Genomic DNA, 13,370 nt, shown 5'->3' with positions numbered 1-13,370 from the left:
AGTCTCAACGGCTGTTGCTTCCGTCAAACTCGACGAGTTCGATCCAGTTCGCCCCCCTACCGACCGGGTACTGCCCGATCGCATTCAAGGCGCCCGTCTTGCGCTCGATGCGATAGACACTCAGCGTCGTTGACAATTGCCCAACCGCCAGCAAATAGTTGCCCGAAGGATCAATATTGAATCCACGCGGTTGCTTTTCGGTCGCGTAAGTACCGATGCGCGTGAGCTTGCCGGATGTCGCGTCGACCCTGTATGCCGCGAGCGTGCTCGACGTGCGCTCCGACGCATAAAGGAATCGTCCGTCCGGCGTCAGGTGGAGATCCGCGCCCCATGGCTTGTCACCAATAAAATTGGGCGGCAGGATAGAGACCGTCTGAACGGGTTTGACGGTGTCGTGAGTTCGATCGAAGGCGAGCACATGCAGCTTGCCGTCGAGCTCATCTATCAGGTAGGTAAATCGCTGATCCGCCGAGAACACAAAGTGCCGCGGTCCCGATTTCGGCGGCAACGAATACGCGGGCGTGGCCTCCCCAGTCAACTGCCCGGTCGATGCGTCGAACTTCATGCGCAGCCAGGCATCCGAGCCGAGCACTGACGCGAACACGTAGCGGTTGTCGGGCGCACTTCGGATCGCGTGAGCCATGGGGCCTGTGTTCACGGTCTGCAGCACGGCGCCGACGACGCCGTCTGCGCCGATCCGGTTCACCGCGAGGAGGTTGCCGCCATACGACGCGGAAAAGAGATAGCGGCCGGTCGCGTCGGTCGAGACATATGCCATGCTATCCGCGAGCGACGTTTTGCCGAGTTCGATCAGCCGGCCGTCCAGCGGATTGACCGCGAAGCTCACCACGCGATAAGGCTTCGAGCGCAACCCGGCGTAGAGCCGCAGATGGTCGGGAGAAAACGTCATCGGCATCACGGTTCCGCCGACAGGCACCGTCTCCACCGGCGCAAGCGCGCCATTCGACTTGTCGAGACTGAAGACCGAGATATCGTGGCTATCCGCATTCGATACGTACGCGTACGTTGCGGCCTGCGCGATGCAGGACACGGCAGCACCGGCCAACACGATTGCACCTGCACCCAGAATGCCTTTAACGTTCATGCTCATACTCCGGTTGAAAACGGTTGAGAGTGTCCAGCACAAGCGCGCACGAGGCGCCCTCGAACGTCGCTGCTGGCCTGCGCGAGAAACGACTCGCCAGGCGGGGCTTCGCCTTGAACCACGGCGTAGCGCCAGTTACCTGAGGAGGCGGAATGCCGAGACTGCATCCGTCATTGATTGCGCCTGCTGCTCGAGCGCGCTCGCGGCAGCGGCGGCCTCCTCGACCAGCGCCGCGTTCTGCTGGGTGACCTGGTCCATCTGTGTCACCGCCTGCCCAACCTGTTCGATGCCAGCACTCTGCTCAATCGTTGCAGCCTTGATCTCATTCATAATGGTGGCCACGCTGCGTACCGCGCCGACAATCTCCTTCATCGACTGCCCTGCCTGAGCAACCAGGCTATTGCCGTTCGCCACGTCCTCGACCGATGCGCCAATCAAGGCCTTGATCTCGCGTGCGGCATCCGCGCTGCGCAGCGCGAGACTTCGAACCTCGTTCGCAACCACCGCGAAGCCACGGCCCTGTTCGCCCGCGCGTGCCGACTCGACCGCGGCATTCAACGCAAGGATATTGGTCTGAAACGCGATGCTGTCGATCATCCCGGTAATCTCGGCGATCCTGCGCGAACTCTGGCTGATTGCATTCATGGTCTGGATCGCGCGTTCCACGATTTCGCCGCCGCCCTGCGCGACATCCGCCGTATTCGAAGCCTGCCGGCTTGCCTGCTGCGCGTTCTCCGCATTCTGTCTGACGGTCGACGTGAGCTGCTCCATGCTGGCCGCAGTTTCTTCCAGCGCTGCGGACTGCTGCTCCGTGCGGCTAGACAGATCGAGGTTGCCCGCGGCAATCTCCCGCGCCCCGTTGTAAATCGCCTCGCAACTGTTGCGCACGTTCGCCACGGTCTGGGACAAACCACCCTGCATCCGTTGCATCGCCGCGAACAGCTGGCCGATTTCGTTAGCGCTCGCCTCGGGAATGCTCGCCGTCAGATCATTTGCCGCGATTCGATCGAGCAGGTCGGCGGCATTCTTCAGGGGAGCCGTGACGATGCGCCGCAGCGCGAGATGTGTAGCGACGATCAGCGCAAGCGCACCGCCCACACCGACAACGACCAGACTCACGACCCACGTGTATTCACGATCCACCTGGGCAATGGCATCGTTCGACAACGTATTCGCCAGACTCTGAAATTTCTCGACGTTCACCGAATACGCCGCACCCGCAGCCGTAATGTCGCGATCGTTGATTGTGGCGTAGGCGTTCGTGTCGCCGGAGCGCAGGGCATCGGTGGCTTTCTTCAGGATCGCCGCGAGACCGACTGACGATTCGAGCAACTGCCGCTTCAATTCATCGTCCTGCCCACGAAATACGGGCGCATTGCGAAACGACTCCGTTTCCGTCGCCGCCCGGTTCAGCGTCGTCTCGGCGCTTTTCAGCGCTGAGTCCCGCGTCGCCTCGTCGTTGCGCTCCTTCAGGGCCGAGTAAGCGCGTGTCAACGCGGCTCGGGTGCGGGTGGAATCCTTGTACCCGTCGTTGACGAGCGTTTCCTGTACCGCAATCCGATGGATGCGCGCGAGATTGCTATTCGCGCGACTGAGCGTGGTGACGCCGATCGCCCCGCCCAGCACGATCAATGCGGCAAAAATCAGGAAGACAGCCAGAAGACTACTTCGAACCGATACGTTCCGCATACCGCTGTTTCCGATAGTTATACGATGACTCCTTTAACGGCAGATCGGGCGATCTCTTTAGCAGAAAAGGCATTCCGATCGACTTGGGTTCGGACATCAGACCACTGAACCGAGGATTTCTGGAGGCGCGACGCCGGGTCGACAGCGCTGATGCGGGTTCGTCCCGGTGAGCTCCACTTTGATCTGCTCGGGCCCGGTAGCAGCCAGTCGGACGCTGCCGCTGCCGCTGCCGATATATCCGCATTGACGGATACCTTGGACTGTCGTTACGCCCAGGCATCCATACCCAATGCGGGTTGGCGCCAATCAGTAGCCACGTGCGCAGGGTTAAGCGCACCCGTCAGGGGCGCTACCGGCGTACACACTGCAATCACCAGACAGAGCAGCCGATTCGTCGAACAACCGGAATTTCTTCTCATGGTCGACTGGTTGGGACCTCCCGCACACCATCGCCGCTACGCCACTCGTGCCGTCGGGATACAAGGTGGAGAAATCAATGACGGCAAGTACGACGAGCGTGCGCGCATAGAAATCGAATGGCGTGGATCACAGCGGATTGCGCTGACGTGTGCGGCTGCCGCTCCAGACGAGTCCGACCTTAAGCGTATAGCCATGGGCAAGTTTCTCGCGGCGATATCCTGTGCAACCTCGTCGGCGACAAGGTAAGAACGTGGCTACGCCAGTTTGTCAAGCCTCACGCCCAGTTTCGACGGCAGGCTGCCGACCGGCATATGGAAATTTTACGCAGGTAGGCGCGGCACTTCGTGAGACACGACTTTGACGTCGTGCGCCGAAAGGCTGCGTCTCACCAACTCGCCTGGCGGCGCGAATGTGCAGTAAATCGGGTTGCCGCGCTGCAATTGCGGAACGCGGCACACGACTTCTGGAATTAAGCTCACGAATTGCAGCGCGTCACCAATCCCTGCCCGGCCCAGATGAATAACGTGAGAAGCGGCCGGGTCGTCGACAACGCGACGCTGTCGGCGCCACGCGCGCAGGGTGTCGATCGCTTCACCAGTTCGTTTCGGGATGCCCGACAGGCGGTCGACTTGAACATGGCCGCGATACTGTCTGGTACGGAGAATGAGATGCACCCGCCGCAGACGGGCGGGCGATCGCTGGTCCTGTTTGTCATCAGTCTAGCGTTGGTCCGGACATCGATTTCACCGAGGGAGATTGACTTGCCGTTGTAAGCGTCGGATTTGTACCGTTCCCCGCCTTGCGTAGAAGATGTCATCATCGGCTGCGGCGAGCACGTGCACCGCCGCTACCTCGGGCTCCTGAGAGAATTAATACGGTCCACGATGCGGCAGCGAATTTGCTCGGCGCGGCGCACTACGCAGCCGGTGATCGCAAGCCGGTCAGCTGCGCATGCGGGGGCCTTAGCGAAGTGTATTCCGCGCGCCGGTACGCGAGACGGGCATCGTGTATCGATTGGCCGCTCCCGCACCCCGGTTTTTATTTGAGGTCGACCGTGACGAAGCTTCGTGCGTGATTGCGCTGGATCAGCAACGCTGCCTTCCCGCCAGCCTTTGCCGCAAGCGACGCCAGTTCATCCTGCGACGCGACCAGCGTGCCGTTCAACGACAGCACGACATCACCTGACTTGATGCCGGCAGTGGCCGCCGTCCCCGACACGTCATCAACCATGAGGCCTTGCGGAAGGTCCATGGCGCGCCGCTCGTCGTCGGTCAGAGGATGCATCGTGAGACCGAGATGATCGAGCGAGCCAGACTGCCGCGACCCTGCGTCTGAGCGTGGACCAGCAATTCCCCCCGCACCCCCGTTCGACTGTTGCGACGGTGGCCCGACAGTCACCATCACCGTCATCGGCTCGTGATCGCGGATCAGCTTCAGCGGGACCTTCGCCCCGGTCTGCAACGCCGGGCCCTCTCCGGTCAGATCAGCCGTGCGGTCGATAGGCTTGCCCGCGAGTTGCACGATCACGTCGCCCGTTTTCAGATTGCTCGCCGCCGCCGGACTGCCCGGATCGACCGACGTCACCAGCACGCCCGCCGCTCGCGGCAGACCGAACGCGACCGCCAGATTCGGATCGACGTCCTGCACCTGAATGCCCAGATTGCTGCGCTCATCGGTTTGCGCGCTCTGCTGGCCGTGCTGGCCCTGCTGGCTTTGCTCATCTTGCAGCTGCGAGCGCACCTTGTTCGCCAAATCGATTGGGATTGCGAACGTCAGGCCCCGCAAGCGATCGCTATCGGCATACACCTGGACGTCGATGCCGACCACTTCGCCGGCGCGATTGAATACGGGGCCGCCCGAGTTGTCGGGGTTCAGAGATATGTCCGTCTGGAAGAACGGAAAGGCACTGCCATCGGCGAGCGTGCGCGACGTCGCGCTGACGATGCCTGCCGTGACCGTGTTCTGATAGCTGTCTGGCGAACCGATCGTCAGCACCTGCTCGCCGACGCGCACACGAGCGGAATCGCCGAGCTTGACGGTAGGCAGCTTCGTCGCGTCGATCTGGATCACGGCGATATCACTTTGCGTATCGACGGCCACGATTTTTGCCTTGAACTCGCGCCGGTCGGTCAGGCGCACGGTCACGTCATCCGACTGATCGACGACATGCGCCGTCGTCAGAATGAGACCGTTCGGGCTCACGATGAAGCCTGATCCGATGCCGGATATCGCGTGCGGTGTAGCGCCCAGGCCGTCCTGCGATTGTGGCAACGCCTGCTTGAAGAACGCGAAGATGGGATCGTCACCATCGATCGCTTCGGAGTCGGGACCCGAAGCGGCCGTCGCGCTCGCGGGCGCATTCACCGGCACTGTCGCGCGGATATTCACGACAGCCGGCCCATAGCGTTCGACGATCGCGGGAAAGTCGATTGGCGCGGCCGCGCTGCCAGTTGCAGCACGCTTTTCCTTCGCCGTCGCGGTGGTCGGCGCCGACGCCGGCGCCGACACGGAAGCAACGCCAGACGCCGCTGCAGGAGAAGCGGCGACTCCCTCCGTGCAGAAAAAACCGCTCAGGCATGCCGTCGTCATGGCGGTGCAAAACCAGATACAAGACAGGGGGGAACAGGTCAATCGGGTCAGGTCGAACACAGCGCACCTCCCGTTATGCGTTGCACCGTGAAGAAATAATTTTGCGCACGAGAGCCCCGGACTGCGAGACAACACACCGATGAATTCCAGATCGAAAGGACCGCGGGCGCGGGAGATCGCGTCGAGCGTTCCCATGCGGTCGCGAGTGGGAATGCGATCAACCTGTTGTACGATCTTTGATGGATCGAAGTCGACTTGAGGTTCGGCTGTAGCATGTTTGCCAGCACTGGACAATCAGGACGCGAACGGTTCGCCCGCTCTTCCTCTCTTATTTATAGAGAAGCGGCGAGCAAATTGCACCGAGTACAAATCCTGGCGCTCGTCAAAGGGCGGTGGCCAGCGCATGTCATGCGGTCGCGTCGGGTGCTTCGCGCTCTCGGCTTGCCTGCGAGTATGCAAAGCGTATCGTCATTCTTTGTCGGCGTCGCATCTGCGAAACCGGCGGCCGCCACCCGTTCGATCAGGTCGTCCTCCTGTTGTTCTGACTAGACTGCGAAGCTGGGTGCGAGCGTTCCGCCCGGCGTCATCATGCGGCGTAATTCGGCAAGAGCTGCATCGAGTTGATCGCGAGCGTCTCGCCGGACGGGTTGTCGGACGGCAGGCGCTCGATCGCCTCCGCGTTGCGCACGGCATCCTGCGAGACCATCTCCGTCGATGGTTCGACACCGGCAATCGTTGCCGTCGTCATCTTCTGCACAAAAAAAAGGTCCATGCGACCGCATAACGCTGACTTTCGAAAACAGAGACACGATGGCTGCGTCGCGCCAGGCGCAAGCGGCCCTGACACCGGCAATGCCCGCGCCGCCAACGACCACTCGTGCCATGACAGGGTCCATATGTTCGTCGAGCATCGCCGGCCGCGCTCTGTTGCTGCCGCCGCCGACGCCCCATCAGTCCATATAGCTGAGAGTTTGCGCGTGCGCACCGTGAATGGCCGAGGTGCCCCGACGGAGACAGTGCCGCTCTCCAGATGTTCCGGGCACATGGTCTCTTGCCTGAGAGTTCCCGGGAGGTTACTCCGCTGGCGTCGTCCGGATGGACACCCCCCGTGCTGCGTCGTGGGATCGCACGATCCTACAGAAGCAAAAAAGGCGTGGGCGAGCCCCATGTCGCCCGCGCCAGTACACCCGGAAGACAAACAGCTGAACGGCTACTGCGCGTTCTGCAGATCGGCAATCGTCGCCGCGAGAAACCGCGCGGCCTCACCGCCCGTTACGACGCGATGATCGAACGTCAGGCTCAGCGGCAAAATCCTGTGCACGGCTGGCGCGCCGTCTGCCACGACGACCTGTTCATGGATGCGCCCCGCGCCGAGTATCGCCACTGTCGGCGGCATGACGATGGGCGCTGCGTATTTGCCCGAAATCATCCCGAAGTTCGACAGCGTGATCGTATTGCCGCGCATCTCTTCCGGCGGAATTTTGCGCGCGCGGATATCGACGCGCATCCGGTCGAGACCACCGCGCAGATCCGCCGCGTCGCGATGCGCGACGTCGCGCAGCACCGGAACGAACAGGCCATCGGGCAGATCGACGGCAATGCCAAGATCGATCTTCTCCAGCACGTGACGACGCCCCGCATGTCCATCGAACCACGTATTCAGTCCGGGCTCCGCGCGGCAGCCCGCCACCAGCGCGCGAATCAGCCGGATCGTCACGTCGGTGCGTGCCGGCCATGCGTGGATGTCAGCATCGTCGATCACGGTCGCAGCCGCCACTTCGCTTTGCGCACGCGCCATGTTGTGCGCCATTGCGCGCCTCACGCCACGCAGCATTTCCGGAGGCCCGAGTTCGCCAAGCAGCCTGGCGACGCGCTGCACGTCGGCCGCCGTGATCACGCCGTCCGGTCCCGATGGCGTCACCATCGATAGATCGACGTCCAGCTTGCGCGCCAGCGCGCGCGCCGCCGGAATCGCCTTGATAACGCCGCCGCCCGAGCCGAACGGCGCGGGTGCCTCCTGCACGACATGCTGGCCGACTTCCATGTGGCCGACGACAGTACCCGCGTCGGCTTCATCACCCTCGCCTTCGAATGCGACGAGTGGCGCGCCGAGGTGCACGATCTCGCCCGCCTGTCCAAACAGCTTCGTGATGCGCCCGGCTTGCGGCGAAGGAATATCGACGATCGCCTTCGCCGTTTCGACCGACAGCAACGGCTGGTCCGCGCGCACCTCATCGCCGCTCTTCACGTGCCACTCGACGATCTCGGCTTCCTGCAGGCCTTCGCCCAGGTCTGGCAGTTTGAAGATTTTCATGGCTTACGACGCCTCCAGAGCTTGCCGGACAGCCGCGACGATGCGCTGAACGCCGGGCATATATTGACTTTCCAGGCGGTACAGCGGCACGACGACATCGTAGCCTGTCACGCGCTGCACGGGCGCGAGCAGCGAATAAAGGCCACGCTCGGCGATGTTGGCCGCGATCTCCGCGCCAATGCCGCCCGTGCGCGAGCCCTCGTGCACGATCACGCAGCGGCCTGTCTTCGCCACCGATGCAAGGATCGTACTCATGTCGATCGGCTTGAGCGTCGCGACGTCGATCACTTCGGCCATCACCCCTTCCTGAGCGAGCAGATCCGCGGAGGCCTGTGCGTCCTGCACGGCGCCGCCCCAGCTCACCAACGTGACATCGGAGCCGTCGCGTAGCGTGAAGCAGGTGTCGAGGGGCAATGCTTCACCGTTGTCTTCGACTGCCTGCCGGAAAAGCCGGTACAGACGTGTCGGCTCGAAGAAGATCACCGGGTCGGGATCCCGTATCGCGGCGAGCAGCAAGCCGTACGCGCGCGCCGGCGAAGAAGGCGTGACGACGCGCAACCCGGGAATGTGCGCGAACAACGCCTCGGGGTTCTCGGAATGATGCTCCGGCGCGTGAATGCCCGCACCGCACGGCGCGCGGATCACGAGCGGACAGGCAAGGCGTCCACGCGTGCGATGCCGCAGACGCGACGCGTGATTGAGCACGTGATCGATTGCAGGATACAGAAAGCCGCTGAACTGGATCTCCACAACGGGCCTGAGTCCCATCGCCGCCATGCCGACCGCCGTGCCTGCAATGCCTGCTTCGGCGAGCGGCGTATCGAGCACGCGTTGCGCGCCAAAGCGCGCCTGCAAGCCGGCCGTCGCGCGAAACACGCCGCCGTTCACGCCGATGTCCTCGCCGAGCAGCACGACGGCGGGATCGTGCTCGAGTTCGTAGGCAAGCGCGTGATTGAGCGCGTCGATCATGTTGAGATCAGCCATGGCCGGTCCCCCCGTTACGTCCATTTCCTCCATTGCCATTGCCGGCTATCGGCGCAAAACGCTGCGCGCCTTCCCGCTGCTCGCGCAACGCAGGCGGCAAGGTCTCATACAGGTGCTCGAACATCGCAGACGTATCGGGCGGCGGCACGGCGAGATACGCTTGTACGGCCTCTTCGACCTGCGCGTGACACGCCTTGCCGAGTTCCTCGTCCCGAGCCGTGTCCCAGACCTTTATCTTCATCAGATAAGTGCGCAGACGCAGCAACGGCTCGCGCTCCCATTGCTTCTGGATGACTTCGGAGTCGCGATAGCGCGTTGCGTCGTCGGCTGTCGTGTGATCGCCCAGGCGATAGCTGAGCGCTTCGATCAACGTCGGTCCGTCGCCGCGCCGCGCTTTCGCGAGCGCAGCATGCATGACTTGATGCAGCGCGATCACATCGTTGCCGTCGACCTGCAAGCCGTCGATCCCCGCCGCGATCGCTTTTTGCGCGAGTGTCTGTGCGGCGCTCTGCGTGCTGCGCGGCACCGAGATCGCCCACTGGTTGTTGTTGATCACGAGCACCAGCGGCGCCTGCCAGACGCCCGCCATGTTCATCGCTTCGTAAAAGTCGCCTTTCGATGTACTGCCGTCGCCGAAGATCGTGACGGCCACGCGCGGCTCGCCGCGCAGCTTGAACGCGTACGCCGCACCGGCCGCGTGGCACACCTGCGTGCCGATCGGCACGCAATTCGGAAAGTCGAGGCGTGGCCCGCTGAAGTCGCTGCCGCGCTCGTCGCCGCCCCAGTACAACAGGCTTTCCGTCATCGTAACGCCGCGCAGCAATTGCGCCGCATGGTCGCGATATGAAGGGAACAGTACGTCCTCGGCCTGCATCGCGCTCGCGATGCCCACGCCGATCGCCTCCTGCCCTACCGACGATGCGAACGTGCCGAGCTTGCCGGTGCGCTGCAGCGCAACTGCCTTGGTATCAAACGCGCGGGTCAGTACCATCGCTCGATAGAGCGAGATCAGCGCCTCCGGCTCACGCGCGAACGCGGGCAATGGCTGAACGGGTTCGCCGTCGGGCCCGAGGTATTGCGTATAACCGATGTGAAAGCTGGCAGTCGTGGTCATGACCGCCCTCCCCTCAGTTGGTCGAATGCGCGCGGGAGATCACGCGTACTACTCGTGCCGGTGGCCGCAGGCTTGCCCGCGGCCTGGATTCCAGCCGGGGCAACTTTGTCCTTTGACAAGGGTCTGCGCATATCGTTCGAAATCTTCCTTAACGTCTGTTGTAAGCACTGAGACAGGCACAGACGCGCTGCGCCGGCAACCGTCTTCATGTTGCTGTCGCATCGCAATAGCACCACCGGCGATGCGCCGCCCGTTCAGTTCGACAACTGCGCAATCTACGCGGCGCGGGCCGCACGACACGATGGCGGAGGTATTCGACGACCAAGCCAACGCGCGATATGACCTTTGCCGAAAGATGGGTCAGCCCAAATACAGAAAACAATTCCTTGAGACCATTCGCCACCTGATATCCGAACCAGTGAGCCGTTTGCGCATCGTCCGCGGCAATCTTCGTGCAGGTCGGCGACACCCATGTGCGCTGCCGAGACGTTGTGGGGCTACCCATTTACTACGGCTAACGCATCGTCGCAAATACAGACAGCCTGCACGGTGGCGCATCGCGTCAGTGATGCCACTCACATTTCATCTGGCATCCTGATTATCTATCACAATGTATCGGTCAAAAACCGATTCGTTCACGACGGCACCATCGAAGTTGCACGCCCGTGCATATGAAATGAAATGCACGTGCTCCAGCGAGTCCGCGAGGATCACCCGTTCTTCCAGAACTATCACCGCGTAGATGATGATAAAGCAGGTTCGGCATGGCTTTACTGGCGGAAAGCGCTACGCGAACCTGAGCAAAGCTGGTCACGCGACGGTATTGAGAGGCGCGATATCGAAGTTCTCGACCTCGATGGACGATGGCGGGCGATGCCGGATTCAATGCTGATGGCAAGCACTCATTCTCGGCTGACCGCTAAGGGTTTCCAGCCGCATTACTACATGGTAAACGGATGAGGTGGCCGTGGCGCAGATATCGCCAGTCGTACCGGTACACAGTGAACCTCGGCAAGCATGAAGATTGGAAGTGGTCGAGGCTGGAAAGTGAGCATGGCGCTCTCGTTCTATCGACGTTCGAGCTTTCTACGACCAAAGAGAACATTAACCGCTATGGGCCCATGATCGGGCGGGCGTCCGAAGATGTGACTACTACAGCAAAGGACATTCTGCTCAGTGGGTAGACGGCGCTTGGCCTCGTCTGAGCCGCGTTCGGCTATCGACGCACCACGGCCGCTCGCATTCCGCACGAGGAAACACAGCGCGCATGTGCCGGCCAAGCTCAGCATCCATTGCAATTTGTCTATTCAGTGTTATGCACGAAATTGGCGGGGACATCCGGCCCCCACAAGTACAGCGAATCTTCCGGAGCGAAGTCGCCTGCCGGCCAATTCTTTCCGGCCGACACAAAATCGATGTCCGCCGAGTATTCGCAAAACGAACCCCACGGATCCTGAACATAGTGGAAGTAGTTCGAACCGAGCACATGCCGCCCAGTCCCCCACCCTTTGGAGAACCCGGCCGCCGCCATTTGCGCCGCACCTTCGCCAACCACGTTGACGTTATCGACATCCCACGACGAATGGTGCCAGCCGCGCGCATGGCTTTTGGCGAACGCCACCAGATGATGATCGCAACCGTGTGGGGCATGAGTAAAGGCGATCAGATCCCGGGATTTGTCCGACAGACGCAGACCGAGCGCCTGCTCATAGAAATCGACCGCGCGCAGAACATCTGGCGTGAAGAGCAGAACATGAGAGAGCCGGCGCGGTTTGACAGGTTCCACCGCGGAACGCGTACAAGCCCCGCGCACATCCGCCATGGCGCCAGTATTCACGCTGATCGTCTTGCTGCTCGGACTCGTTTTGAGGCCAACTGCGACCTGTATCAGGTTGCCGTCCCGGTCATGAAACCAGAAACCAGCGTCTTCGTTACCGTTTGCCGAAGGGATGAACATGGCACCCGCCGCCGCAACCTGCTTACGCAGCACAGGCAAATCCCGCGCATAGCAACTGAAGCTTAAATAGGCCAGTGACTTCCTGTCGGCGGCAAAAATGCGTGCCCAACGATGCCCGTCCGCAGTCCGAAGCTCAAGCTCCTGCACACCTGCCCCCGCGGTCGTGACGTCAAGACCGAAGGCATTGAAGAATCGCCCCGCTTCAGCGAGCGAAGGCACATTAAGCGCAAAATGGTCGATCGAATGCACGCCCGCTCGAGAGCTCGCCGCCGCAGATTCCGTCATGACAATCTCCTCCGGACGGACTCACCGGCGCTAACGCCGCCGGTCCGCCGATATGACCGCTCAGGCCGCCTGTTCATCGACAATCTCGTTGCGCAGCGTGCCGATGCCCTCGACGCTCACTTCGCAGATGTCACCGTGTTTCATCAGCAGCCTTGGCGTGCGCGCCCACCCGATGCCCGACGGCGTGCCCGTCACGATCACATCGCCCGGTTCAAGCGTAATCGCCTCGCTCAGAATACTGATCAGGCTGGCAATATCGAACACCATATCGTCCGTGCTAGCCGCCTGCACGACTTCGCCGTTCAGGCGCGTTTCGAGCCGCAGCCCTTTCGCTCCGGCAGGGAGTTCGTCCGCCGTCACGAGGTCGGGACCGAAGGCGCCGGTCCCATCAAAATTCTTGCCGACGGTCCATTGGGGAGATTTGAACTGGTACTCGCGCACCGAGCCGTCGTTGAAGAGCGCGTAACCCGCCACGCAGGACAACGCGTCTTCCTTGCTGATATACCGGCCGCCCTTGCCGAGCACTGCGGCGATTTCGCCCTCGAAGTCGAGCGAATCGGACACATCCGGCCGGATCATCGGCTGTCGATGGGCGATCAGGCTCGTATGGACGCGGAAGAAGATCGTCGGATAGTCCGGCTGTTCGTACTTGCTCTCCTTGGTGTGATCCGCGTAGTTCAGGCCGATGCAAATGATCTTCGGTGGACGGGTAAGCGGAGGCAGGAAATTCACGTCTTCTGCACTCACTACTTCCGTACTCGCCCGATCGCGCCCATAAGTGGCAAGGTCGACACCTCGTGCGAGAAGAGACTCGAGTGAGTCTTCTCCGATCACGCGAATGCCAGTGCCCTCGCGTACTCCAAGCAACGATTTCCCATCCTTAACAAAGGACACATACCGCATAACGATCTCC

Annotated in this window: 11 protein-coding genes; 1 reads left to right on the top strand and 10 read right to left on the bottom strand. The window is 61.9% G+C overall.

Going from position 1 to position 13,370, the window contains the following annotated elements; all coding sequences use genetic code 11:
* Nucleotides 1–4 precede the first annotated feature (4 nt).
* The 8 genes from ACFSNN_RS17790 to pdhA all read right to left on the bottom strand — a co-directional run bounded on the left by ACFSNN_RS17790 (nucleotide 5) and on the right by pdhA (nucleotide 10,215).
* A complete protein-coding gene (locus ACFSNN_RS17790; RefSeq protein WP_134462539.1) occupies nucleotides 5–1,105 on the bottom strand; it encodes a lactonase family protein in 1,101 nt (366 codons plus the stop codon).
* Nucleotides 1,106–1,240: 135 nt separating this feature from the next.
* Entirely contained in the window at nucleotides 1,241–2,794 is a 1,554-nt protein-coding gene (locus tag ACFSNN_RS17785) for a methyl-accepting chemotaxis protein (RefSeq protein WP_134462537.1), read from the bottom strand.
* A gap of 740 nt (nucleotides 2,795–3,534) precedes the next feature.
* Nucleotides 3,535–3,888: a hypothetical protein gene (locus ACFSNN_RS17780; protein WP_134462535.1), complete on the bottom strand. Its 354-nt coding sequence runs from the start codon at nucleotides 3,886–3,888 to the stop codon at nucleotides 3,535–3,537.
* 364 nt (nucleotides 3,889–4,252) lie between these two features.
* On the bottom strand, nucleotides 4,253–5,803 hold the full coding sequence (locus ACFSNN_RS17775; RefSeq protein WP_377779183.1) for a trypsin-like peptidase domain-containing protein: 1,551 nt from the start codon (nucleotides 5,801–5,803) through the stop codon (nucleotides 4,253–4,255).
* A 586-nt stretch (nucleotides 5,804–6,389) separates the two neighbouring features.
* Nucleotides 6,390–6,575 (bottom strand): hypothetical protein, encoded by a 186-nt coding sequence (locus ACFSNN_RS17770; protein ID WP_134462533.1) that lies wholly within the window; start codon nucleotides 6,573–6,575, stop codon nucleotides 6,390–6,392.
* A 438-nt stretch (nucleotides 6,576–7,013) separates the two neighbouring features.
* The gene (locus ACFSNN_RS17765; RefSeq protein ID WP_134462531.1) at nucleotides 7,014–8,117 is read right to left on the bottom strand and encodes a dihydrolipoamide acetyltransferase family protein; all 1,104 of its coding nucleotides are present in this window, start codon (nucleotides 8,115–8,117) and stop codon (nucleotides 7,014–7,016) included.
* A 3-nt stretch (nucleotides 8,118–8,120) separates the two neighbouring features.
* Complete coding sequence (locus tag ACFSNN_RS17760; RefSeq protein ID WP_134465541.1) at nucleotides 8,121–9,101, bottom strand: alpha-ketoacid dehydrogenase subunit beta; 981 nt, start codon at nucleotides 9,099–9,101, stop codon at nucleotides 8,121–8,123.
* Entirely contained in the window at nucleotides 9,094–10,215 is a 1,122-nt protein-coding gene (pdhA, locus tag ACFSNN_RS17755; protein ID WP_377688918.1) for a pyruvate dehydrogenase (acetyl-transferring) E1 component subunit alpha, read from the bottom strand. The genes ACFSNN_RS17760 and pdhA overlap by 8 nt, the downstream gene beginning before the upstream one ends.
* 681 nt (nucleotides 10,216–10,896) lie before the next feature.
* Here pdhA and ACFSNN_RS17750 point away from each other — a divergent pair.
* Nucleotides 10,897–11,175 carry a hypothetical protein gene (locus ACFSNN_RS17750; protein WP_134462529.1) on the top strand — a complete coding sequence of 93 codons (279 nt, stop codon included), beginning with the start codon at nucleotides 10,897–10,899 and terminating at the stop codon, nucleotides 11,173–11,175.
* 343 nt (nucleotides 11,176–11,518) lie between these two features.
* Here ACFSNN_RS17750 and ACFSNN_RS17745 read toward each other — a convergent pair whose 3' ends face one another.
* Both ACFSNN_RS17745 and ACFSNN_RS17740 read right to left on the bottom strand, forming a co-directional pair.
* Nucleotides 11,519–12,457, bottom strand: a complete 939-nt coding sequence (locus ACFSNN_RS17745; RefSeq protein WP_134462527.1) for a VOC family protein — start codon at nucleotides 12,455–12,457, stop codon at nucleotides 11,519–11,521.
* A 60-nt stretch (nucleotides 12,458–12,517) separates the two neighbouring features.
* Entirely contained in the window at nucleotides 12,518–13,360 is an 843-nt protein-coding gene (locus tag ACFSNN_RS17740; RefSeq protein ID WP_134462525.1) for a fumarylacetoacetate hydrolase family protein, read from the bottom strand.
* Nucleotides 13,361–13,370 lie beyond the last annotated feature (10 nt).

It is taken from the genome of Paraburkholderia dipogonis, from assembly GCF_042680985.1.
In the GTDB taxonomy this organism is placed as follows: domain Bacteria; phylum Pseudomonadota; class Gammaproteobacteria; order Burkholderiales; family Burkholderiaceae; genus Paraburkholderia; species Paraburkholderia phytofirmans.
The sequence above is the reverse complement of the archived record's forward strand: the minus strand, read 5'-3'. Positions and strand labels throughout refer to the sequence as shown.

Coding starts and splice junctions, on each gene's coding strand:
- ACFSNN_RS17770 (WP_134462533.1), bottom strand. CDS start 6,575: ATGGACCTTTTTTTTGTGCAGAAGATGACGACGGCAACGATTGCCGGT.
- pdhA (WP_377688918.1), bottom strand. CDS start 10,215: ATGACCACGACTGCCAGCTTTCACATCGGTTATACGCAATACCTCGGG.
- ACFSNN_RS17790 (WP_134462539.1), bottom strand. CDS start 1,105: ATGAACGTTAAAGGCATTCTGGGTGCAGGTGCAATCGTGTTGGCCGGT.
- ACFSNN_RS17750 (WP_134462529.1), top strand. CDS start 10,897: ATGCACGTGCTCCAGCGAGTCCGCGAGGATCACCCGTTCTTCCAGAAC.
- ACFSNN_RS17740 (WP_134462525.1), bottom strand. CDS start 13,360: ATGCGGTATGTGTCCTTTGTTAAGGATGGGAAATCGTTGCTTGGAGTA.
- ACFSNN_RS17775 (WP_377779183.1), bottom strand. CDS start 5,803: ATGACGACGGCATGCCTGAGCGGTTTTTTCTGCACGGAGGGAGTCGCC.
- ACFSNN_RS17765 (WP_134462531.1), bottom strand. CDS start 8,117: ATGAAAATCTTCAAACTGCCAGACCTGGGCGAAGGCCTGCAGGAAGCC.
- ACFSNN_RS17745 (WP_134462527.1), bottom strand. CDS start 12,457: ATGACGGAATCTGCGGCGGCGAGCTCTCGAGCGGGCGTGCATTCGATC.
- ACFSNN_RS17760 (WP_134465541.1), bottom strand. CDS start 9,101: ATGGCTGATCTCAACATGATCGACGCGCTCAATCACGCGCTTGCCTAC.
- ACFSNN_RS17785 (WP_134462537.1), bottom strand. CDS start 2,794: ATGCGGAACGTATCGGTTCGAAGTAGTCTTCTGGCTGTCTTCCTGATT.